Origin of the sequence: Paenibacillus fonticola DSM 21315 (assembly GCF_000381905.1) — a bacterium.
GTDB classification, from domain to species: domain Bacteria; phylum Bacillota; class Bacilli; order Paenibacillales; family Paenibacillaceae; genus Fontibacillus; species Fontibacillus fonticola.
Window position 1 is genome coordinate 98,208 of sequence record NZ_KB907249.1, and the last position, 20,898, is coordinate 119,105.

At 43.4% G+C, this 20,898-nt stretch carries 27 protein-coding genes and 2 pseudogenes; 15 read left to right on the forward strand and 14 right to left on the reverse strand.

Translation table 11 applies throughout. The annotated features are described in order from the left end of the window. Positions 1–46 precede the first annotated feature (46 nt). The 9 genes from G358_RS0106630 to ytxJ all read right to left on the reverse strand — a co-directional run bounded on the left by G358_RS0106630 (position 47) and on the right by ytxJ (position 6,372). Positions 47–529, reverse strand: a complete 483-nt coding sequence (locus tag G358_RS0106630) for a hypothetical protein (protein ID WP_019636417.1) — start codon at positions 527–529, stop codon at positions 47–49. Between the two features lie 148 nt (positions 530–677). Then, positions 678–1,502, reverse strand: a complete 825-nt coding sequence (locus G358_RS0106635; protein WP_019636418.1) for an urease accessory protein UreD — start codon at positions 1,500–1,502, stop codon at positions 678–680. 1 nt (position 1,503) lies between these two features. Continuing rightward, complete coding sequence (gene ureG, locus G358_RS0106640) at positions 1,504–2,115, reverse strand: urease accessory protein UreG (protein WP_019636419.1); 612 nt, start codon at positions 2,113–2,115, stop codon at positions 1,504–1,506. 32 nt (positions 2,116–2,147) lie between these two features. After that, entirely contained in the window at positions 2,148–2,834 is a 687-nt protein-coding gene (locus tag G358_RS0106645) for an urease accessory protein UreF (protein WP_026342107.1), read from the reverse strand. Further along, positions 2,827–3,282, reverse strand: a complete 456-nt coding sequence (gene ureE / locus G358_RS0106650; protein WP_019636421.1) for an urease accessory protein UreE — start codon at positions 3,280–3,282, stop codon at positions 2,827–2,829. The genes G358_RS0106645 and ureE overlap by 8 nt, the downstream gene beginning before the upstream one ends. 12 nt (positions 3,283–3,294) lie before the next feature. Then, positions 3,295–5,007 (reverse strand): urease subunit alpha, encoded by a 1,713-nt coding sequence (ureC, locus tag G358_RS0106655; protein WP_019636422.1) that lies wholly within the window; start codon positions 5,005–5,007, stop codon positions 3,295–3,297. Further along, complete coding sequence (locus tag G358_RS0106660; protein WP_019636423.1) at positions 5,004–5,327, reverse strand: urease subunit beta; 324 nt, start codon at positions 5,325–5,327, stop codon at positions 5,004–5,006. The genes ureC and G358_RS0106660 overlap by 4 nt, the downstream gene beginning before the upstream one ends. 26 nt (positions 5,328–5,353) lie before the next feature. Continuing rightward, entirely contained in the window at positions 5,354–5,656 is a 303-nt protein-coding gene (locus tag G358_RS0106665) for an urease subunit gamma (protein WP_019636424.1), read from the reverse strand. 377 nt (positions 5,657–6,033) lie between these two features. After that, a complete protein-coding gene (ytxJ, locus tag G358_RS0106670) occupies positions 6,034–6,372 on the reverse strand; it encodes a bacillithiol system redox-active protein YtxJ (RefSeq protein WP_019636425.1) in 339 nt (112 codons plus the stop codon). A gap of 171 nt (positions 6,373–6,543) precedes the next feature. Here ytxJ and G358_RS0106675 point away from each other — a divergent pair, with 171 nt between their 5' ends. The 5 genes from G358_RS0106675 to G358_RS0106695 all read left to right on the forward strand — a co-directional run bounded on the left by G358_RS0106675 (position 6,544) and on the right by G358_RS0106695 (position 9,785). Further along, positions 6,544–6,912, forward strand: a complete 369-nt coding sequence (locus G358_RS0106675) for an ATP-binding protein (RefSeq protein ID WP_019636426.1) — start codon at positions 6,544–6,546, stop codon at positions 6,910–6,912. Continuing rightward, entirely contained in the window at positions 6,912–7,973 is a 1,062-nt protein-coding gene (locus tag G358_RS0106680; RefSeq protein WP_019636427.1) for a suppressor of fused domain protein, read from the forward strand. Before G358_RS0106675 ends, G358_RS0106680 begins: the two co-directional genes overlap by 1 nt. A gap of 76 nt (positions 7,974–8,049) precedes the next feature. Continuing rightward, complete coding sequence (locus G358_RS0106685) at positions 8,050–8,583, forward strand: DinB family protein (protein ID WP_019636428.1); 534 nt, start codon at positions 8,050–8,052, stop codon at positions 8,581–8,583. A 174-nt stretch (positions 8,584–8,757) separates the two neighbouring features. Continuing rightward, positions 8,758–9,207 carry a GNAT family N-acetyltransferase gene (locus G358_RS0106690; RefSeq protein WP_019636429.1) on the forward strand — a complete coding sequence of 150 codons (450 nt, stop codon included), beginning with the start codon at positions 8,758–8,760 and terminating at the stop codon, positions 9,205–9,207. 155 nt (positions 9,208–9,362) lie between these two features. Next, positions 9,363–9,785: a GNAT family N-acetyltransferase gene (locus G358_RS0106695; RefSeq protein WP_019636430.1), complete on the forward strand. Its 423-nt coding sequence runs from the start codon at positions 9,363–9,365 to the stop codon at positions 9,783–9,785. Between the two features lie 53 nt (positions 9,786–9,838). Here the strand turns inward: G358_RS0106695 and G358_RS29525 are convergent, their stop codons facing one another. Both G358_RS29525 and G358_RS32175 read right to left on the reverse strand, forming a co-directional pair. Beyond that, complete coding sequence (locus G358_RS29525; protein ID WP_019636431.1) at positions 9,839–10,345, reverse strand: hypothetical protein; 507 nt, start codon at positions 10,343–10,345, stop codon at positions 9,839–9,841. Positions 10,346–10,599: 254 nt separating this feature from the next. After that, positions 10,600–10,827, reverse strand: a complete 228-nt coding sequence (locus G358_RS32175) for a zinc-binding dehydrogenase (protein ID WP_019636432.1) — start codon at positions 10,825–10,827, stop codon at positions 10,600–10,602. Positions 10,828–10,928: 101 nt separating this feature from the next. On the opposite strand from G358_RS32175, the gene G358_RS0106710 reads away from it, so the two are divergent. The 6 genes and pseudogenes from G358_RS0106710 to G358_RS33620 all read left to right on the forward strand — a co-directional run. Continuing rightward, complete coding sequence (locus G358_RS0106710; RefSeq protein WP_205621515.1) at positions 10,929–11,372, forward strand: GNAT family N-acetyltransferase; 444 nt, start codon at positions 10,929–10,931, stop codon at positions 11,370–11,372. A 489-nt stretch (positions 11,373–11,861) separates the two neighbouring features. Further along, positions 11,862–12,119, forward strand: coding sequence for a GNAT family N-acetyltransferase (locus tag G358_RS34495; protein ID WP_084662690.1), 258 nt, complete (start codon positions 11,862–11,864; stop codon positions 12,117–12,119). Between the two features lie 143 nt (positions 12,120–12,262). Then, a complete protein-coding gene (locus G358_RS31575; RefSeq protein WP_019636436.1) occupies positions 12,263–12,670 on the forward strand; it encodes a DUF6210 family protein in 408 nt (135 codons plus the stop codon). 312 nt (positions 12,671–12,982) lie between these two features. Then, on the forward strand, positions 12,983–13,387 hold the full coding sequence (locus tag G358_RS0106730) for a DUF1259 domain-containing protein (RefSeq protein WP_019636437.1): 405 nt from the start codon (positions 12,983–12,985) through the stop codon (positions 13,385–13,387). Positions 13,388–13,633: 246 nt separating this feature from the next. Continuing rightward, a pseudogene (locus G358_RS33820) lies at positions 13,634–13,816 on the forward strand (helix-turn-helix domain-containing protein); the annotation flags it as partial. A gap of 259 nt (positions 13,817–14,075) precedes the next feature. Then, positions 14,076–14,255, forward strand: a pseudogene (locus tag G358_RS33620) (response regulator transcription factor); the annotation flags it as partial. A 75-nt stretch (positions 14,256–14,330) separates the two neighbouring features. Here the strand turns inward: G358_RS33620 and G358_RS0106740 are convergent. From G358_RS0106740 to G358_RS0106750, 3 genes are read right to left on the reverse strand one after another with little or no spacing between them, the layout of a single operon-like run. Beyond that, entirely contained in the window at positions 14,331–15,443 is a 1,113-nt protein-coding gene (locus G358_RS0106740; protein WP_019636439.1) for a cupin domain-containing protein, read from the reverse strand. Positions 15,444–15,474: 31 nt separating this feature from the next. Further along, entirely contained in the window at positions 15,475–15,963 is a 489-nt protein-coding gene (locus tag G358_RS0106745; protein WP_019636440.1) for a DinB family protein, read from the reverse strand. Positions 15,964–15,975: 12 nt separating this feature from the next. Beyond that, on the reverse strand, positions 15,976–16,911 hold the full coding sequence (locus G358_RS0106750; protein ID WP_019636441.1) for a fumarylacetoacetate hydrolase family protein: 936 nt from the start codon (positions 16,909–16,911) through the stop codon (positions 15,976–15,978). A 291-nt stretch (positions 16,912–17,202) separates the two neighbouring features. Here G358_RS0106750 and G358_RS0106755 point away from each other — a divergent pair, with 291 nt between their 5' ends. The 4 genes from G358_RS0106755 to G358_RS0106770 all read left to right on the forward strand — a co-directional run bounded on the left by G358_RS0106755 (position 17,203) and on the right by G358_RS0106770 (position 20,881). Continuing rightward, complete coding sequence (locus tag G358_RS0106755) at positions 17,203–17,979, forward strand: IclR family transcriptional regulator (protein ID WP_019636442.1); 777 nt, start codon at positions 17,203–17,205, stop codon at positions 17,977–17,979. A gap of 15 nt (positions 17,980–17,994) precedes the next feature. After that, positions 17,995–18,402 (forward strand): acyl-CoA thioesterase, encoded by a 408-nt coding sequence (locus tag G358_RS0106760; protein WP_019636443.1) that lies wholly within the window; start codon positions 17,995–17,997, stop codon positions 18,400–18,402. 217 nt (positions 18,403–18,619) lie between these two features. Then, positions 18,620–19,729 carry a CapA family protein gene (locus tag G358_RS0106765; RefSeq protein ID WP_019636444.1) on the forward strand — a complete coding sequence of 370 codons (1,110 nt, stop codon included), beginning with the start codon at positions 18,620–18,622 and terminating at the stop codon, positions 19,727–19,729. Positions 19,730–19,768: 39 nt separating this feature from the next. After that, positions 19,769–20,881, forward strand: coding sequence for a CapA family protein (locus G358_RS0106770; protein ID WP_019636445.1), 1,113 nt, complete (start codon positions 19,769–19,771; stop codon positions 20,879–20,881). Positions 20,882–20,898: the final 17 nt, after the last annotated feature.

Below are 20,898 nucleotides of genomic sequence, written 5' to 3' on the forward strand. Positions count from 1 at the left end.
AAGCATTAGCAGCCATCTCACCTAGGGCGATTTTTTATTTGATTCGCTAATCCTGCTGATCGTTCTTTTCTAGTTCTTTTTGTGCTGCCTTTTCGCAAATTTCAGATTCTAATACCTGTACAAGGCCATCTTCCAGCTTTTGCTGAGGTTGGGGGTGGAACCACTGGATCTCCCCTTTATGAACAAACCCTTTGTATTCTTCGCCCTGCACCTGCAAAGAAAATTGCTGGCGCTTATGATTGGTGTCTTCAAATACGGGTTTGATTTCAAGGTCTTGAATTTCTTTTGAAATGCCATAGTGCCTCATTAATGAGTATATAGTAGATTCAATTTTGTCTACTTTACTCTCACCAATCTTTTGCTTGGGGTGAGGGTTAAGCCACATAATCTCCTCATTGTGAAAATGTCCCTTGAATTCCTCGCCTTCCACTTTAAAAGTGAACGCAAGTCGCTCATGCATACGATTCTCAAACAGGGTTTCGACCTCAAAGTCCTCCAGTTCAGGCTCAATATGGTTATCTTCAGTCATATTGGTTCTCCTCTCAGGAAAGTTTAACGTTAGTTGCCTATTATATAGTATTTTATTTCAGATTGTCCATTTACTTGTTTAAAATAGGTGAGGAATTCGGCCTTTCTCTCGCCTGATAGGAACCTATGAACTGAGGATTTAAGTTGTATTAATATTTACGTAAAGAGCTTGGAGGACGATGGTTCCACTTCTTGCTGATGATGGTATGGCATTGGTTAAAGATTCGCTCGATGGTTTGGGTCGCGTTAGCTTGAATTCGTATGCAAAATCCAGGGATCGCTAAGTGCGAAATCCCGAAGGAGAAATCGGATTCTTCGCTTCGAATCGCTTCGTACAACTCATCGAGGTACTCAGGCTCCGTTTGTTCGCTTACCGCAATCATGGAGCCTAGATGCGTATAACCTTCCATGAATCCGAGACCGGATATCGTCTGTTGCTGCGGCATTAATTTGATGTGGTCAAATACACCAAGTTTACCGTCCCAATAAATTTCGGTCATTAGCTGAACGGTATCGTAGGTGAATTTCTCTCCGTTCGGCGACCAGCCGGGCGTGAGGATATCCGTATACAGAAATGTTGCACCACGTTCTATATGAACAACTGTTTTCTGTTTATAGTGTGCATTCTGATAAGCAATCAACGGATCGGGAAGGTACTCCAAATAGCTCCCCTTCTTCAAGCGGATTACGGTTTCCTGATAGGCATAATTTTTTGGCGTTTTATATACTTTGGTTGCCGATTGTGTGGTTAAAGTCACTTTAGACCCTTCATCCGCCGAAATGTCCATCTTGTACCGATCGCCGTCCAAATAACCCCCGCCAGGATTTAGAAGGTAATAGCAGACCTGACCTGAATCATCAGTGTATATCGGTCGCATCACTTTGAATGCACCTTGGAAGTACACTCTCTTGGCAACGGTTTTCCCATTGCGGTCTTCCAATTCTAAAGATAATGAGCCAGTCCAATCTGTCATATTACTCTAAACCTTTTAATAAAGCATGCTTCCTAATCCAGTCCATGACTTCAGGAAGGCCTTCATCATTTTTTAAGTTTGTAAAAAAGAAAGGCTTGTCGCCGCGGAATACCTTGGTGTCCTTTGCCATCACTTCGAGACTGGCGCCGACATAGGGAGCAAGGTCGGTTTTGTTGATGATGAACAAGTCGGATTTGATCATGCCTTGTCCACCTTTACGAGGGATTTTCTCTCCCTGCGCTACGTCAATAATGTAAATGGAGAAGTCCACAAGTTCGGGGCTGAATGTCGCCGCAAGATTGTCGCCGCCGCTTTCCACAAAAATCAATTCCACATCGGGATGACGCTCCATGAGCTGATCAATGGCCGCAAAATTCATGGAAGCATCTTCACGAATCGCCGTATGAGGACAGCCGCCGGTTTCTACACCGATGATCCGATCCTCGGGAAGTACCCCGTTTTGAATTAAAAATTTAGCGTCTTCTTTCGTGTAAATATCGTTTGTGACAACGGCCATTTTTATTTCATCCGACAGATGCCGGGTCAATTTTTCTACAAGCATGGTTTTACCTGCTCCAACAGGACCTCCAACACCAATTCGAATTGGATTCATTGAGTACACTCCCTTTATAGATTATTTGAAAATTAGGACATAAATATTCTGATATTTACTCGTTCGTGTTTCATTTGAGATAGTTCAATCCCTGGAGACACGATGCCGAAATCGTCTTTCGTCAACTCGATGATTCGATCTACAGCCTGACTTAATTCGGGTATAAACTGATGGGAAATCGTTTGACCTGCGGTTTGTCCAAGAGGAACGGCTCGTACTGCATTTTGCACCTGACTGGAAATCGCAGAGTACAAATAGTAGAGGATGGTATCTTGTTTGGTCACGCTAAGCCCATGAGCTACCATCGAGAAAACAATAGCAGGGTGGCCGAATGCATTTTTCTTCTTTATTTCTTCCCTGTATTGAGACAGGATGGAGAGGCCGTATATGGTCTCCGTTAGCTTTAGCATCCGATCGCCAATCATTTGCGTTCCTTCCCGCGTCTCCCTTGGCAAGTTCTGGATCGTTAGCAGGTGATCCAGATGCCATATTTGCTGTAAATCGTCGTTCATGAGAGCTTCATACACGAGTCGTGAGGCAAGCCCGTCAGAATAGACGAGCTGCTCATGTAAATACACTTTCAACCACTCAAAAAACGTTTCCTGGTTATGCACCTTATTTTCCTGAATATAGCTCTCCAAGCCAAAAGAATGGCTGAAGGCTCCTGTAGGAAAGTTGGAGTCGCATAGCTGAAACAAAGAGAGAAGCTGGTTATTCATGACTGTGGCCTATGTGACGGAATGCCTGTTTCACTTTGCGATCCTCTCGCCCATAAGGGATTCCAAGCTGTTGCAGCAATTCCTCGACTAAATAGTCATATTGCACCAGCATCTCATCGGCTTCAAATTGGGCAGGAAGATGGCGATTCCCAAGCTGGTGAGCAATGGTGCCCATCTCCATGATGCTTCTAGGCTTGATGACAAGAAGGTCATCTGACAAGACGTCAATGACAATCATGTTCTTCTCGTCCATGTAGAGCACATCACCGGCTATCAGATCCCGGGGCTCGCGGAGACGAATGCCCAGCTCGTTGCCATGATCTGTTTTTACGCGTTGAATGCGCTTCATTAAATGTGCGCTTTCCAGGTACACTTTTTCGATATGGCGCTTTTCAATCTCACTTGGATCCATTTGATCCAGATTGGTTAGGATTTTTTCAATGATCAATGTCTTTTCACCTCAGAATAAGAAATATCGCTGGCCCATCGGGACAATATCGACCGGATCACAGGTCAGCAATTCACCGTTTACCCTCACTTCATAGGTTTGCGGGTCGACCGTAATTTCAGGTGTTTCCGAATTCAGCTTCATGTTTTTCTTCGTTAGCGTACGAATTCCACCCACAGGCAGGATGATCTTTTCCAGTCCAAGTTTCTCGTGAACCCCATCGTCATAAGCAGCTTGGGAGATAAAGGTTGCCGAGCTTTTGGCTAAAGCTTTTCCGAACTGGGCATACATCGGGCGATAAATATAGGGCTGCGGTGTCGGGATCGAAGCATTGGCATCTCCCATTAACCCCGTAACGGCAAGCCCGTTCTTCAGCACCATCTCTGGCTTCACGCCAAAAAACCTCGGGTTCCATATAACTAGATCGGCCATCTTCCCAACTTCAATTGAACCTACATGCTCTGATATTCCGTGGGTAATGGCAGGGTTAATCGTATATTTGGCAATATAGCGCTTCGCCCGGTTATTATCTGCATGTGGGCTATCACCCGATAGGAGCCCGCGTTGCTTCTTCATTTTATCAGCGACTTGCCATGTGCGCAGAACGACCTCTCCGACACGGCCCATCGCTTGGGAATCCGAGCTTACCATGCTAAAGACGCCCATGTCGTGCAGGATATCTTCGGCTGCAATCGTTTCTTTTCTAATTCTTGAGTCTGCAAAAGCGATGTCTTCAGGTACAGAAGGATTCAAATGGTGACAAACCATAACCATATCAAGGTGTTCGTCGATCGTATTTACGGTATAGGGGAGGGTGGGATTCGTTGAGGAAGGCAGAATGTTCGGGTAACCTGCTGATTTGATTAAATCAGGTGCATGGCCACCGCCTGCGCCTTCCGTATGGTACATGTGTAGAACTCGATCTTTTACAGCAGCCATCGTCGTTTCCATAAAGCCGCTTTCATTTAGTGTATCTGCGTGAAGGGCAACTTGGATGTCGTATTCCTCCGCTACCCGCAGGGCATAGTCCAGGGATGAGCCAGTAGCTCCCCAGTCCTCATGGACTTTTAATCCGATGACACCGGCTTTTACTTGCTCGGCCAAAGGCTCGACGGATGCCGCATGTCCTTTACCCGTGAATCCAATATTGATAGGAAGTCCTTCAGCGGCTGCAAGCATGCGTTGGATGTTCCATTCGCCCGGTGTAACTGTTGTCGCTCTAGATCCTGCAGCAGGGCCTGTCCCACCCCCAATTAAGGTCGTTGTACCGGAGGTTAGCGCCACTTCTACTTGTCTAGGGTTAATAAAATGGACATGCGTATCGATGGCTCCAGCAGTGACAATCAAGCCTTCGCCAGCGATGATTTCGGTAGAAGAACCGATGATAATATCTATATTATTCGTGATGAGCGGGTTGCCGCTTTTACCGATCCCAAAAATCTTGCCATCTCGAATCGCTAGATCTGCTTTGCAAATTCCGGTGTAATCAAAAATGATGACATTGGTTATGACGGTATCCGCTACACCCTCTTGACGAGTTGCCAGCGGGTGCTGGCCCATGCCATCCCGGATGACCTTGCCTCCGCCAAAAACAACTTCTTCTCCGTACGAAGTGTAATCCTTTTCAATTTGAATAAATAGATCTGTATCTGCAAGGCGAATGGAATCGCCTGTTGTTGGACCATACATTTCAGCATACTGCTTTCGGGACATTCTAAAACTCATTTTGACTCCTCGCTTTCTAATTTTCCATCTACTTTGTTGTTGAACCCATACACACGGCGTTCTCCTGAAAAATTAATAAGCTGGATTTCCTTTGCGTCTCCGGGTTCAAAGCGTACGGCTGCTCCGGCAGGGACGTTGAGACGTTTGCCGTAAGCCTCTTGACGGTTAAACTCCAGGGCTTCATTGACTTCATAGAAATGAAAGTGTGATCCGACTTGAACCGGACGATCTCCGGTATTCGTAACGGAAATCGTAAAGACTTCGCTATTTTCGTTACAAATGATGTCTTCGTCTCTTAAAATATATTCTCCCGGTATCATAGTAAGGCTCCTTTCTAGTTAGTTAGTTAGCGTATCGGGCTGTGAACGGTCACTAATTTTGTTCCATCCGGAAAGGTTGCTTCCACTTGAATATCATCAATCATTTCGGGAATTCCTTCCATGACATCGTCTCTGGTTAAAATGGTTGCCCCGTACTCCATCAGTTCAGCAACGGTTTTCCCATCTCTTGCTCCTTCTATGACTTCATAAGTGATTAGAGCGACAGCTTCGGGGTGATTTAATTTTAATCCTCTTTCTTTTCTGCGTTTGGCTAGATCGGCTGCGACCACGATCATCAGCTTGTCAACTTCTCGCGGCAATAAATGCATAATAACAACCTCCTAAAGATCATAAACAACAAGAACCATCCATTCAGAGAGAAAGGAGGGTTCTTGATTAGAAATTATAAGATTCATTTAATATTATAATTTCTCCTAAGTCTGATAATTTAATCTTTCCCCTGAAGTCAGAAATTTATGCCCCTAGCTAGACTACTGTATCATAAATAAACCCCGATATGAAGCCTATCCGCAAATGAAACACGCATGTGCAGAAGTGATAGACGGGTGTGGAGAGCGACTCGCCTTGTGGGAGAAGGGAAGTCGTGAAAGAAGAACCTAACGAAATCGAGGATTTTAGACTGGGGTTAACAGCCCGATTGATAAGAAGCATCCATCGGGCTGCTATTCATTTGCTAATCCTCAAATTAGTCCAATACTGCTGTCATATGCGCCTTTGTAACCGACCAGTGGGAGGCCGTCCAGTATTTGGCTTTATCCTTAATGTAAATAATTTGCGGCGATTCGTGTTTGACATTCAAATCCTCGGCAATTTGGTTTGATACCGGCCGGGATTCGATAACTTTCACCAGCGTGTAATCCAAATCTTGATTAGGTGCATCCTGCAAATATTGTTCATACTCCTGAAGCGCGTTGGAGCTTACAGGACATGTCGTACTATGTTTTAAAATAACCTGTCCGCGCTCTGTGGATTTAGCCAACATTTCATTCCACTCTTCAGGTGTCGTAATTTCTCTCCAGTTCATACAAGCACACTCTCCTCGCTAGTTGTATATTAAAACAATGTGAATTCATCGATTGATTGAATTTTAACATGATCCCGTCTGTAGTCAAGTTGATGCAAAACGAAACGATCTCCCTCCGCATCACGTATAACATGAAGTATACTGTCCTGCATATGAAAGGGGGTGATAACGATGAGTGTAATTCATATGCTGGCTGGCATACCGGGCAGTGGAAAGAGCCATTATGCCAAAGAGCTGTGCAGGCGGGAAAAAGCCGATCTTGTGGCGACGGACACCATCCGCGACAGATTGTTCGGCAGCGAGTCAAAGCAGAAAAATACGTATTTGGTTTTTGATGAGGCTTTTGCGGAGATTGAGCAGGCTTTGAGATTAGGGCGGAATGTGGTCTTTAACGCAACGAATGTCAGCAGGGATCGAAGACATAAGTTTTTGAAACGGTTCAAAGACATTCCAGTCGAATGCCATGTGTTCAATAATGGGACGCTGCTCTACTTATCAGCATGGCTGAAAATTAGCACAATACATAGGAGGCACAAATGATGAGCGAGGAAGCCAACACATCCGGCTGGGATGCGATTGACCAGAAATTGTCCAAAATATACGGGGAGCAGGAGCCAAAGCATTACGGAACTCTTATATCCTATGCGCTTGGAGGCCAGGATCCGCTGGATGGCATCAGCGCATACAAGAGCGAGACGCCGGTTCCGCACTGGCATTTTGTAACCTATGGATTCTCAGAATTGTATGAGAAGGAATCGGAAAATGAGGAGCATAGCGGATTCGGGTTTGAATTGACATTTCGGCTGACGCGGGAAGAAGACGAGGAGGAGCCGCCGGCCTGGGCGCTGAGTTTGCTGCAAAATATGGGAAGGTATGTTTTTAATAGCGGGAATGTGTTCAGAGCCCGTGATTACTTGGATGCGAATGGGCCAATTTGCCTGGACGCGGACACGCTTTTGACGGCTCTGGCTTTCACGTTGGATCCCGAGCTTTCGCCGATCCGCACTCCCAATGGACAGGTGGAATTTATACAAATGGTAGGCATCACGAGAGATGAGCTCGAGGCGATGCAGACCTGGAATACGTTAGGATTGCTCAATGCTGGTGTGGAGTATATTCCGGGTTATGTTACCGATTTATCTCGGGGTTGTCTGTTGCAGATACCAGCGATGGTAGAGGCGGTAGAACAAGGGATGGAGCAAGAGGGCTCCAATACCGGTTTTTTATATGTCGATCAGCTAGCCTGGGAGCCGGGCAAAAAAGGGTGGTTTAGCAAACGTCCGGATACCTTGAAATTAGGCGCGAAGCAAGCAGAAATTGTCGGGAAGATACTGCGCGGACGGATCCTAAAAGGCAAAAGTCTTGTCCTCGCTGGTCAAGAGATCCGCATTGTGTTCGAGCCTGGAGAACAGCCCGGGTGCAGCGTCGAGGATAACGAAATCAGCATCGCCTTAAATGAGGCCGCGGTCTCCGAGCTTAGCCAAAACCTGGTGCCGAAGGTATGTACGTTTGAGCTCTCTTCTTTTCCGGGGCTTGCTATCCGGGTAATGAAAACCTACATTAAAGATCAAGAAGGAAATGTCGTCAAAACGATCGGATGATCACCCATCTATAAATAACCAAATATTAGATATTCGGATTTGTAATATGAATTAGACTAAGAAAGGATATACGATCATGACTAAAAGCAATACAGCATTAATAGATAATATCAAATTTCAATTTAGTATTTCTAAACAACTTCTCGAATACCATCTTTCAACATTAAGTCAGGATGAATATATGTGGCGTTCTCCTAATAGCGGACTGTATATTCAAGAAGTAGATGGAATTTGGTATGCTGACTTACCTGAATCCGAAGCATATGATATTGGGACACCAAGTGTTGCTTGGATATTATGGCATATAACATTCTGGTGGGAAATGGTATTTAATCACTCTTTTGGTGATGGCACTCTAGCGAAAGAGGATATAAAGGTTCATAATAATGTAGAATCAGTCAAGTCAAATATCAACTCTCTGATCGAAAGATGGGAAAAGACATTATCAAACGTAACAGAAGAAGATTTAAACGGTAAACATTACAGCAAGTTCCCGTTTAATAATGAGGTGGAGTTTCATAAACTAGCCTCTTGGTTAAATCTTGAATTAATGAAAAATGCTTCTGAAATTGGTTATGTCAGATTTGAATATGCATCATCTACTAGATAGAAAAGTGCGATATCCTATATGCATTGCACAGATTTTCCGATTACCCAATACATATTAGCTGCGCGCGCGAGCTATTTTTCAAAAGAATTGGAGACTACACTTCGGTGGGGTCTTTTTAACGTTTCCTACATTTTACAAATGGACTATAATTTTAGGTAAAGGAAGTATAGATTAATGAAAGGACGGCTGACAAAAATGATTGTAAGGGAATACACAAATGGTGATCTTAATGCATTAACTGAATTAATGGGTGAGTTAGGTTATCCAACAAAACCGGAAGTCCTATCAACTAGAATAGAAAGAATTGAATCAAATCCAATGTATCAGACCTTTGTAGCAGAAGAACAAGGGGATTTAGTTGGAATGATAGGTATTAGACAGCTTTTTTCTTATGAAGTAGATGAAGTAGCAACACAAATATCCGCTTTAGTAACGAAAAGAGAATTTCAAAGAAAAGGTATAGGGAAGGCCTTAGTTCAATATGTAGAGGAATGGTCAAAAAAAAATGGTTCAGAGATCATCGTATTGACAAGTGGCATCAAAGAGGAAAGAAAAAAGGCGCATGAGTTTTATAAATCATTAGGTTTTGAAATAAATGGTTATCGATTTGTAAAGAAGATATAGATCTGATTGAAAGTCTCTCGATGAGGACAGTAGTGAATTTTTTTATGGACTTGGACTAGGCAATGTTTCTAGAAATAGTTTTAGGCGCGAATACGAGAGACGTTATTTATGTGAAATTACTGAAGGAAATAAATGAATAGAAGAGGTGAATCAAAATGATGATTAACCTAAAAGAATATAAAGATCAAAAGGAAATATTGAATTTATTAGCTGAATGTATGTATTCAGATGAAAAACGCATAATTCAGGAATATGAACAATATAAAAATGATAAGACAACAATTTTATTGGGAAGCATTGAAAATCAAGAGCTGGTAGGGCTTATCGGGATTTTTAATACAAGAAATGAAGAAGTTGAAATAAAACATATAGCCATAAAATCCGGTCATCGCAGGCGAGGATTAGGAAAAAAATTAATACGGGAATATATAAGAGAGAACCAAATAAGAAGAGTTGAAGCGGAAACAGATAAGGATGCGGTAGATTTTTATAGAAGGCTCGGTTTTAATATAACAAGTTTAGGACAGAAGTATCCTGGAGTAGAACGATTTCAATGTAGTTTAATAATAAAAAGATAAAAAACTTCACTCAATTTTGGGCATAATGTCTGTCGATTATGTTATCTGTTTGCCTAGATTATGATAATTGCGAAAACAATTACGAAGAACATGGCGATAGGCTTTGACATGACAAATGATTTTTCTTTTAAATAATCGGGACTTACTGCCCCAAGAAGCATAACGAACACTAAAAAAACAATGCCACTGCAAATAACCAACATCAATTTGATTGTGATGGCTACGTAGTCGGCAGACATCATCACCATAAGCATCGTTCCCATCATACCGCCCATGATACCTGATAACAATCCATCGATTACAGCCATCAAACTAATAGGAATGCCGGCCATTACTCCAACTGCCCCGCCAATCAACATTCCGATCATAGTAGAATGAAAAAATTGATCCGGAAGCCATACAGCGACTAAACTGCCCATTGCCAAACCAATAGTCATTCCTAATGCCATCGCCGCCATCATGCCAATCATGGAGGTCAATTGTTTGCGAAAAATAACGATAAACCTAGTTATCCAAAAGGAGAGCAAACCGTAAAACAGAGACATTAAAACAATGTGCATATACTATACCCCCATACCCTATTTACTTATACAATATGTCATGTCCTATTTGTTTATGTATACACCTGTACAATCAATAATTGCTAATGCACATCGAGAGCTAGGTTTGCATCCGGATTTGCGAAGCACAAACTGCCTCAGGCTCGATTTAAAATAAAACTAAGGCAGTTTAAAATGAATATTCAGTTCGCCTGGCTTAAAACAGGGGAGTTCATCATCCAATATTATAGAACAATAGGGTAAGTAGCCGTCCTTCACATACTGAGCGAATGGAAGATGTGCGGTTCCACCAACGAAACGAGGCATCCACCCGGCTTCAATACTGACCATGAACGATCTTGCGTACTTCCCCCAACCGTATCAATTACCAGATCGATATCCTTTACGACTTCTTCCAATGAATTAGTTGTATAATCGATTACTTGATCAGCTCCCAATGATTTTACATAATCGAGATTAGCGCTCGAAGCGGTGCCAATCACTTTGGCTCCCCTTCCATTTAGCAAGTTGAACAGCGAATTGTCCTACCCCACCGGCCGCAGCATGAATCAGAACGGTCTGCCCCGATTCCAAGTTTCCTTCTGTGAACAAAGCTTTTCATGCTGTTATGGAAACGGACGAAGAGAGAGAACTCTACTTGCAGGCTGAGAAAAATGGTTTTGATGAAGAATCGTGGAGCATCGCTAGGTTGAATTGGTTTATGGGAGGATCAGAATGGGATACGATCACCGCGTTTTGCCATGGTAAACCCGTCAGTAGTTGCATGACATGGGGCATTTCTTCAGAAAGAAGTACTACCGAACAAATTTTTACTCATCCTGATTGGAGAAGACAGGGAATTGCGAAAGGAACTATTATTGAAACCTTGAAATTTCTAAGAGATAAGAAACAAAAGAGTGAAGCAACATTAGGTGTCATAGGAAGCAGTCACGGTGCAATACGTCTCTATAAATCATTAGGATATGAGTTAATTGATATTCATATGCTTATGGTTATTCTGTTACAATTGACGAGAAATTGCCAGTAATTCAAATTGATTTTAATAGCTATGTTGGTTATTCGGTGATAAACGAATCGTTCGCCGTTTGGGATGATTACGAAGAGTTTGAGGGAAAAGCAATTAGAATTTATAGCAAGTCGAGGTACTTAGATTTTATTGGTGCTTGGACAATAGCTTCGGAAGAGTATCCAGGACCTTTTAAACATTATGGTGTATCTTGTCTAAATCATATCGTTAACATTGTCTCAACGGAGGAACCAGCAGTTATAGAAGTAAGTAGATGAATATTCGGACAGCATACAATAAAATGGAGGCTTATTCATGGATGTAGATAAATTATTCAGCGAATCTCCTGAATTTTTTACAGATCGGATACACCTAAGGCATTTTATCTTGAAAGACTTTTCTGATTACTATGAACTTGCTTCTGACCCGGATGTAACAGCATACACGATGTGGAATACTCATTGGAAGAACAGGATTTATTAGTTTTGATGTAAATCATATCGAACTGAGATTGGTTTTGTAATCTCTAAAAAATATTGGGGTCAAGGGATTGTAGTAGAAGCTACTCGAGAAATCCTTTGCTACGGATTCGATTCGATTGGGCTAAACCGAGTTGAGGGTAGATGTAATCATGATAACATAGGATCAAGTCGTGTTATGGAGAAGTTAGGGATGAAATTTGAAGGATTACTACGAAAACAATTGAAGATTAAGGGGAATTATACGGATCAGAAATTATATTCATTAGTTAAAGACGATTTGAAATAGTTCAAAGAAGGCAGGAAGGGTTAACGGACACCCCAGTGAACCTAACCGCTGGAATTTCGAGTCTTAAGGTTCTCGGATTCGGGAATACATAAACGTTAATAAGCGCAATTTAAAAAACATAAACTGAAAAGAGGTAAGTTCAATTGGAATATTCAAATCGAGAAGTGTGTTTATATGGTTTGGAGCAACTTGCACTTATAATTAAATCAGCTTCTAAAGTAATCTATTATAATCAAGCGGGTGGTTACTCCTGTATGCAGCCATCTGTAGAAGGAATATTAATTATATTGGATGATGACACAAAAACGATTATACAAGGTTTGACTAAGTACACATATAATAAAACCAAATTATCGCATGAAGATGCTGATTTAGTGGATGAACTTTTAAGGCTTAATAGAACCGGCTTTTTATCAATGGATAGAAGTAAACTTGAGACGTCGATGGAAGCTTGGTTGAATGTAACAATTGATTATTCTAAAGTTTGTAATGGCTGTTTCAGTGGTTTTACAGAAACTGAGGGAGTAATAACATGGAATAATAGTGATTAGATGATGCTGTGAAACTCTTGTGGTAGTTAAGGCTTTTGCAAAGTCAAGAGTACTCCGAAATCCGTTTAGGATGCCCTTTGGTTATAAGATGTATAATTATGGAGGAAATCCCAGACAAAAAAACGACCCAGTCTAAGATAAAAATTTATCTAAAGCTGGGTCTTTTGTGAATGCCAAAACGTTATATGAAATCAGCGTAACACAATATCAAAATATAATTAAACCCAGCCTAATTACAACAAATTTTGCATGTTCAAGGCCTCCATTGAATATATATTAAAGATTTTTTCTTGTAAAAGGAGGTTTATTTATATGAATAACTTTAATTCTGTTTGCGAGCAATTTGCTCATATTCTGAAAGGAAAAAGCACCATAAACCAAGATGCTTGTTCTGTATCATTGCATCGCAATTTCAAGGTAACTGTTCAAGGGCGCATGAGTAGGTCTGTTGCGCCAGCAGAAGTCATGTTTGAAACACTGGATCAAAGCGGTAACGCGCTATGCTTGGCTGAAATTGCAATTTTAGAAGAAGAAATTCCTCGCTTTATGTACTCGATAATCCAACAAGGATTGATTGTTAGTGCCTTGCATAATCACTGGTTATATACGAGACCTTTAATCATGTATATTCACATCCAATCTGTTGAGCCTCCGTTAAATTTTGCAAAGAAAATGGCATTTTCATTTTCAGCCTTAAGCAGTTATCCAGTTGAATGATGTAACGCGAGATGAATCAGACGACACACGTGCCGGGCTAAGATAGTAGCTATCTTAATGAAGATTCTCATAGTAAAGGATGAACTTGTGTACTACCACACGTTCGTCCTTTTTATTATCATGAAGGTGTCTTTTGGATGCCGAGTATGTTGGTCAGTATCGGATCAAATCAGTACGTTGGCGCAAGAGTTCATTGCTAGCTTTTCCCAGGAAATATGAGAAAATGGATTCAAGGAGAAGATGCAGATGAACATTGGGGAGAAACTCAAACTGAGAAGACGAAAAGCAGGATTCACCCAGGAACAAATTGCTTCCCGAATGAACATTACAAGACAAACGTTGTCTAATTGGGAAGTCGGTAAAAATACACCGGACATCGGTTCAATCATTGTGCTCGCTCAACTCTACGGGATCTCCTTGGATGAATTGCTGCTTGGTAAAATTTATTTTAAAGGAGTGCCAGCCATGTTGACAAAACGAACGATCGATGAGATTCGAGCAATTATTTCTAGTCATTACCCTAGGGCATCTCAGGTGAGAGAACTAACGGGGGGATTAGCTTCACAGACTTTCAGCTTCGAGGCGAACGGTCATCGCTACGTATTCAAGATGGGAACACGCAAGGAAGTTCACGAGAAGGAACAATGGATTACACAATGCCAGCTAAAGATGCTTGATTTAAACTATCATGGTGGCGCATATCGCCAAAGGGCTCACCAACAAGGAGATTTCACAGAAGTTGTTTATATCCGAAGGAACGATTGCGAACCATATAACCTCGATATTGGGTAAGACAGGCTTTACACACCGTACCCAGATAGCGATATATTACTTAACAGGAAGTCAATCGTTATTGCCAAAGCAATAGTCAAAGCAAAAAAGGCCCAGTTCAAGGCCTTTTTTGCTGTATAGGGAGGGGCTATAAAATTAGTAGCATAATGCCCTAGGGAAGCAGCGGTTCAAAATGGCTTGTCACCCGTTGATGACCTCCATTTTCCTCGAAAGCTTCCTCGCGTTCCAGTTCAAATTTCTCCATAATGGGCAGGTCGCTTGCTGAGAACAGATAGGATTCCTCCTCTGCGACATGTTCATGCAGCGCCCAGTTCGGTATCACTAGGAAGTCGCCTTCAGACCAGTCGAATCGAACGCCGTCGATCACGGAGTAGCCAGAACCCTTATAAATTTGATAAATGACGGAATGGGTATGGCGATGCGCTTTCGAGTGAAATCCTTTTGGCAGCTTTTGCATCCACGAAGCAATGTTAGGGTTTGCTGTTTTGCCGTTGGATGGGTTAATAAATTCAACCGCAAATCCATCGTAAGGATCTGGTTCGTATTGTGACAAGCCTTTAAGGGCAGCAGCGGTTTGAGACCATTTGAAGGATCCGAGCGGTGCAACCTTCGCATGACGGTCGGAAATCGGACGCACCATACCGCCTTCGTAGCGGCGAGCAGAATAATTGTCCGGCATCTGCGGCTGCTCAATTTTGTCTGGATACGGTTCGAAGAAGGTTCCGCCAATCGCATAGATCGTCGGGATATCCAGACAATCCATCCAGATCATCGGCTTATCTCCCGGATGAGAATGACCGTGCCACAAGCCTTTCGGGGTGGTCAGGAAATCGCCTTCCTCCATAAATATACGTTCGCCCTGTACGATCGAGTATGCGCCCTCACCCTTCATAATAAAGCGAAGCGCGCTTTGGGTATGGCGGTGGGACGGTGCTGTTTCACCAGGCAGGATTAACTGAACGGCAGCATAAAGGGTATGAGTGGTAGAAGCCCAGCCCCAGGGCTGGCGGCCTGTTAATCCGGGGTTTTGAAGATAAATCGCTCGCCGCTCGCCGCCTCGGTCAGGGGTGAAGATTTCACTTGCAGCCATTAGCTTTTCATGCAGCAGCTCCCACTTCCACAAATAAGGAATGGCCTGAGGTTTTGGGGTATGATTCATTAAAGCAGGAATGGCATGCCATAGCGGACCCAGGTGATAACGCTCAATATCCTCATTAAAATCCTTTACGATTTTACTTTGAAAAAAATCATTCGTTTCAGCCATTCGTGTCACGCCTCGCTTTCAATTTATGTTGTTATTTCGCTGTGTTAAATTGCTCGATATTGCGTTTAATTTGCTTGTCATGCGAATTGGCATGGTCCACTACCAAATGTTGAATGACAAAAGACAGGGGCTTTGTGCCAAAACGCGGGTTGCGGCTCGGGGATTCCTGTTGAAGCTGATCGCTTGTGATCGGACCTAATACCTGCTCAACCCGCTGTATGATTTGTTCAAGCGAAGCCAGCACTTCGTGAAGGGAACGCTGGCCGGCCGAAGCTAATGCAGCCAAACGCTTCTCATCCTGAAGGCCGCGTCCCCATTCCGTCCCGGGCTTATCTAACAGTCTAGTGATTTCATCCAGCCAATACGGGAGGGCTTCATCCATATGGACCAGTACTTCCATTACAGACCATTTGTCTTCTGCAGGCTTCCATTTTATAAGTTCTGGGGACAACCCTTTTGAGGTTGTAATGATTTGCTCTAAGGAGCGCTGCGTGCTTTCAATCGCATCCTGCATGTTCATGTAAATACCTCCTTAATTTGCTTTGCTCACTTTGTTTTCAAGTGCGCCGATTTTATCGATTTCAATGCGTACTACATCTCCGTCCTTCAAAAACACTTGCGGATCACGGGCAAACCCTACACCGCCTGGTGTTCCAGTAAGGATCACATCACCTGGCTCAAGTGTCATTAGTCCGGAAAGGAATTCTACCAAGCGCTGTACGGTAAATACTAGATTTGCCGTATTGGAACGCTGGCGCTCTTCGCCGTTGACCGTGAGGACAACCTCTAAGCCGGACGGGTCCTGAAGCTCATCCGACGTTACCATCCAGGGGCCCATGGGCGCGCTTCCGTCAACAGCTTTGCCCTGCATCCATTGAATGGTTCTTCGTTGGATATCCCGGTAAGTCACATCATTAGCGATGGTATAACCGGCCACGTAGTCAAGCGCATCAGCTTGGGATACATTTCTTGCACGTTTGCCGACCACAAAGACGAACTCCGCTTCATAATCCAACTGCTCTGAAATGGAAAAATAGGGAATATCATCCTGAGGTCCGATGATCGTATTCGGATATTTGGCGAATATAACCGGGAATTCGGGAAGCTCGCGCTTCATTTCAAGAATGTGCTCACGATAGTTATGACCAACGCATATTATTTTGCTTGGATTTAAGACAGGTGCTTCAATCTTTACGTCTTCCGTGTTATGAATTACGGGGTAGGGAATGGTATCCACATGGTTGAGTGCGTAATCGACGGCACGCTTGGCTAACTCCATGCTTTCTGTTCCACCTTGCAGGAACTCAACCATATTGGCTGGAACGAATGCTTCAGCGATTTGTTTCGCGCGAATGGCGCCGTCTGCTTCAAGTTGAGCAAGGCAGGCATAATTTAAATCCACCACTTGCTCTCCATTTATGCAGCCGATCCGGACAGCACCTGCAGTGCTGTAGCTTACTAGTTTCATTTTGGACAACAGCCTCCTCTAGCATCATAATCAGTAAAATCCATGTTCATCTACACAAATAGTGAAATAAGTTCTTAAATGATATTGAAATGCAAACGCCTTCATTTGTCAATACATAATATGAGGTGGATGTAAAATGCCTTGATTATATGACATATAGCTTGCGATTCCAAAATTTTATGATTATCATATAATAAATACGCCTTAGTTCTCTATTTGAGAACAAAGGAGTACAGGGTTCTACAGGAAGGACGGTCTGTATAATTAGTCTGGAAAGGTTGTCTTCTGAATATGGCTGAAATCAAAGCAACAAATGTCATACAATCGCTTCAGGTAGGCTGTGATATACTCGAGCTCATTGCATCTAGCGGCAAGCCGTTAAAATATAATGAGATCTATGAATTGTCACATATGACTAAAAGCAATCTGCATAAATATCTGCATACGTTGACCTTAGTGGGACTGCTCTATCGGGATAAAAGCAGCGGACTGTATTCTTTGGGCAGCAAGCTTGTAGAGTACGGCATGAAAGCAGTGAATCAAGAAAATGTAGTAGAACGCGTCATGCCCTTCCTGCAGGAAATGAATCAAACCTGCAAAAATACTGTACTTTTGACGTCCTGGTCCCAAAGCGGCCCGATGGTGGTTAGATTGATTAATTCCCAAGAAGGGTTGAATATCGGAGCCCAGCTGGGTACGGTGCTGCCATCCATGTCCGCTGCAGGCAAGGTGTTCTTAGCTTTTTTAGAGGAGAATTTAATGGATGAATGGAAGGCAGAAGAACTCAAACGGATGGACGAAGCACAGCAGGCGTATTTCGACCAGGAAATTCAATTCGTTCGTTCCAACGGGATCGCTTTCGCAAGGGAGCCTCTCGTTCCAAGTATTTCGTCTATAGCATTTCCTATATTGAACTTTGAGGGTCGGTTGCTTGGTGTAGTCGTGGTTGTTGGTTTTTCGAATACGATTGCTGACAAGCTGGACGATATGATGAGTCAGTATCTGATCAAAATGCGTAACGAGATCTCTGAAGCCTTCGGTTATAATATCAAACGAAAATTGAAATAAAGGGGAACGAAGTTCATGATGGAGTCAACTTGGGAATTTAAAGTGCGTTTCGGAGAAACGGATATGGCCGGGATTGTATACTATCCTAATTTCTATCAATGGATGGATTCGTCTACACATGAAATGCTGCGGCAAACTAGTTATCCAACCACCATACTATCGTCGATCAAGAAGGGTTTTCCTCTGGTTGAGGCGCAGTGCAAGTTCTATCATTCACTCCGATTTGACGATGAAGTTCAGGTAATATCGAAGGTGAAGGATGTTAAAAACAAAGTCATCGTGATTGAGCATCGTTTCATTAAAAAAGAGGATCAGCAGGTGGTCGCTGAAGGGCAGGAAACCAGGGTTTGGGTATCATTCGCAGAGGGGAACCTGAAGGCAGAAGCCATTCCGGAAGATTTAAGGCAAGTTTTTATGAAATGAATTAATCAAAGAAGTACAGCCCAACAAGTCCGGGTTGTGCTTCTTTTCGTTCTACGTCCAGCCATGACGTTGTCCTAAGGGTTCAAGTCTCTAATGGAGGCTGAGGATTGTTCATGATGTATTAATTTCATCCTGCCAATTTGTTCATCATAGAAGTGTTTTAACCTTGTTCACTACACTAAACTGAAACTAAGTGTACATATAGGGAGGAAATACAATGGGGAAGAAGAGCATTACTTTGCTTAATGTTGGCGATATCATTCTGGGCCCTGATCCAGAATCCTATTTTTCGGAAGTTAAGTCTGCCTTGCTGGAGGCGGATTTCGTGGTTGGACAGCTGGAGGTCACCCATACCGCTCGTGATGCCAAAGCGGTGGAACTGGACCGGCTGCCCGAAAACTTAAGCCCGCTTGCCTCGAACGGCTTTGATTTGGTAACGATGGCAGGGAATCATCTTATGGATGCAGGCTCCCAGGGGGTTGAAGACACGATGGACTGGCTGAAGCAGCACGGCATCTCTTATGTCGGGGCTGGAATGAACTTGGAGGAAGCCAGGCGCCCTGTGATCTTAGAGCAAGACGGTACACGTATCGGTTACTTGAATTATAACTGTGTAGGACCCAAATCGACATGGGCAGCCAAAGACAAGCCGGGGAATGCGTATTTGGAGGTCATTACGCATTACGAGTTAGAGCATGAAACTCCTGGAGGACCGCCGACGATCTATTCTTGGGCAACCCAGCCTACCTTGAAGCTAATGGAGGAGGACATCCGTCAACTGCGCTCCCAATGCGATGTATTGGTCGTAGCTTTCCATAAAGGAATTGGACATACCCCTGCGAAGATTGCCCAATATGAGCAGCAGGTGTCCTATGCGGCGATCGATGCCGGCGCTGATTTGGTCGTGGCGCATCACGCACATATTTTAAGAGGCATCGAATTTTACAAAGGTAAAGCGATCTACCATGGTTTATGTAATTTTGTAACTTGGGTACCGCTGCTCGCGCCATCTGACGATAAAGATCCCGATTCATGGGCTATGAAACGAATTGAATTTTTTGGATTTGCGCCAGACCCGGAGTACCCGACATATCCTTTTCATCCAGAGGCCATTTATACGATCATTGCTAAAGCTGAAATCGAAGGTGGGAAAATTGTTCGTAACAGCTTTCTGCCCTGCCTGATCGATAAGAGTGGTAAGCCCATTATTCTTAAACGCGATGAACAGGGGCAGCAGGTCTTTGATTATATGGAAGCGATCACGCAAAAAGCGCGAATGAATGCGAAGTATGCATGGTCAGGTGATGAAATTATTGTGACCGGCTGAGAACGGGCTGAATGTACTCACAGGGGAGGCTGTAGATTCATGGGAAAAGAGACTGTCTTCTATGCCGTTGGTGATGTAGGACCGACAAGGGAGGTTCCGTATACGATTTTTGAACAAGTGGCTCCATTAATCCAATCAGGGGATGTCGCTTTTTGCCAGCTTGAGCCCGTATTGTCTGAACGCGGAACACCTTTGCCGCAAGCAAGATTAGCCGCAAGAAGTCACCCCAATGCAGCAGCTGCCATTAAAAAGGCTGGCTTTCATATCGTATCGTTCGCGACTAATCACTGTATGGACTGGGGCAGAGAAGCCTTTCAGGATACTATTGATGTTCTTAAGCAGGAAGCTCTGCAAGTGATAGGTGTGGGACGGAATATCTCAGAAGCGCGAAAGCCCGCATACTATGAGCAAGATGGACTGCGAATCGCCTTTTTAGCCTACAATTCGATCCTCCCTCAAGATTATTGGGCTACTGAGGATCGGCAGGGCTGTGTGCCTTTAAGAGCGCATACTTTATATGAACAAATTGAACATGATCAGCCGGGCACGCCATGCAGGATTCATACCTTTGCTCATCGCCAGGACTTGAAGCATATGGTTGAAGACATCCGAAAAGCCAAAGCCGGGGCAGATCTAGTGATAGTCTCCATGCATGCGGGTATTCACTTTATCCCCGCTGTGCTGGCGGATTATCAGAAGGAAATGGCTTATGCTGCCATTGATGCGGGCGCAGATATGATCATTGGCCATCATGCCCATATTTTAAAAGGGGTTGAAGTATATAAAGGAAAAGCGATATTTTACAGCCTTGGGAATTTTGCGATTGATTCTCCGATCAAGTTCCACAAGGATCTGGAAAAACGCAAGTCGCACAAGGAGGTCGCTTCACTCAATCCGACATGGAAGGCAGGCAAAGGCTGGCCGGAGGATTCCTACAAAACGATGATTGTAAAGGGTGTCATTGAGGACAAAGCGATTAAAGGCGTGTCTTTTATCCCTGTTCAAATTGATGCGGATGATGTACCGCGGATCGTTACCCATGATGATCCGGACTTTGAAGGCATTGCGGCATATGTCAAAGATATATCAAGCTCTCAAGGCTTAAATGTTAACTTTAATATACTAAAGGAAGAGGTGCAGATTATATTATAAAGAGGGATACGGGGATA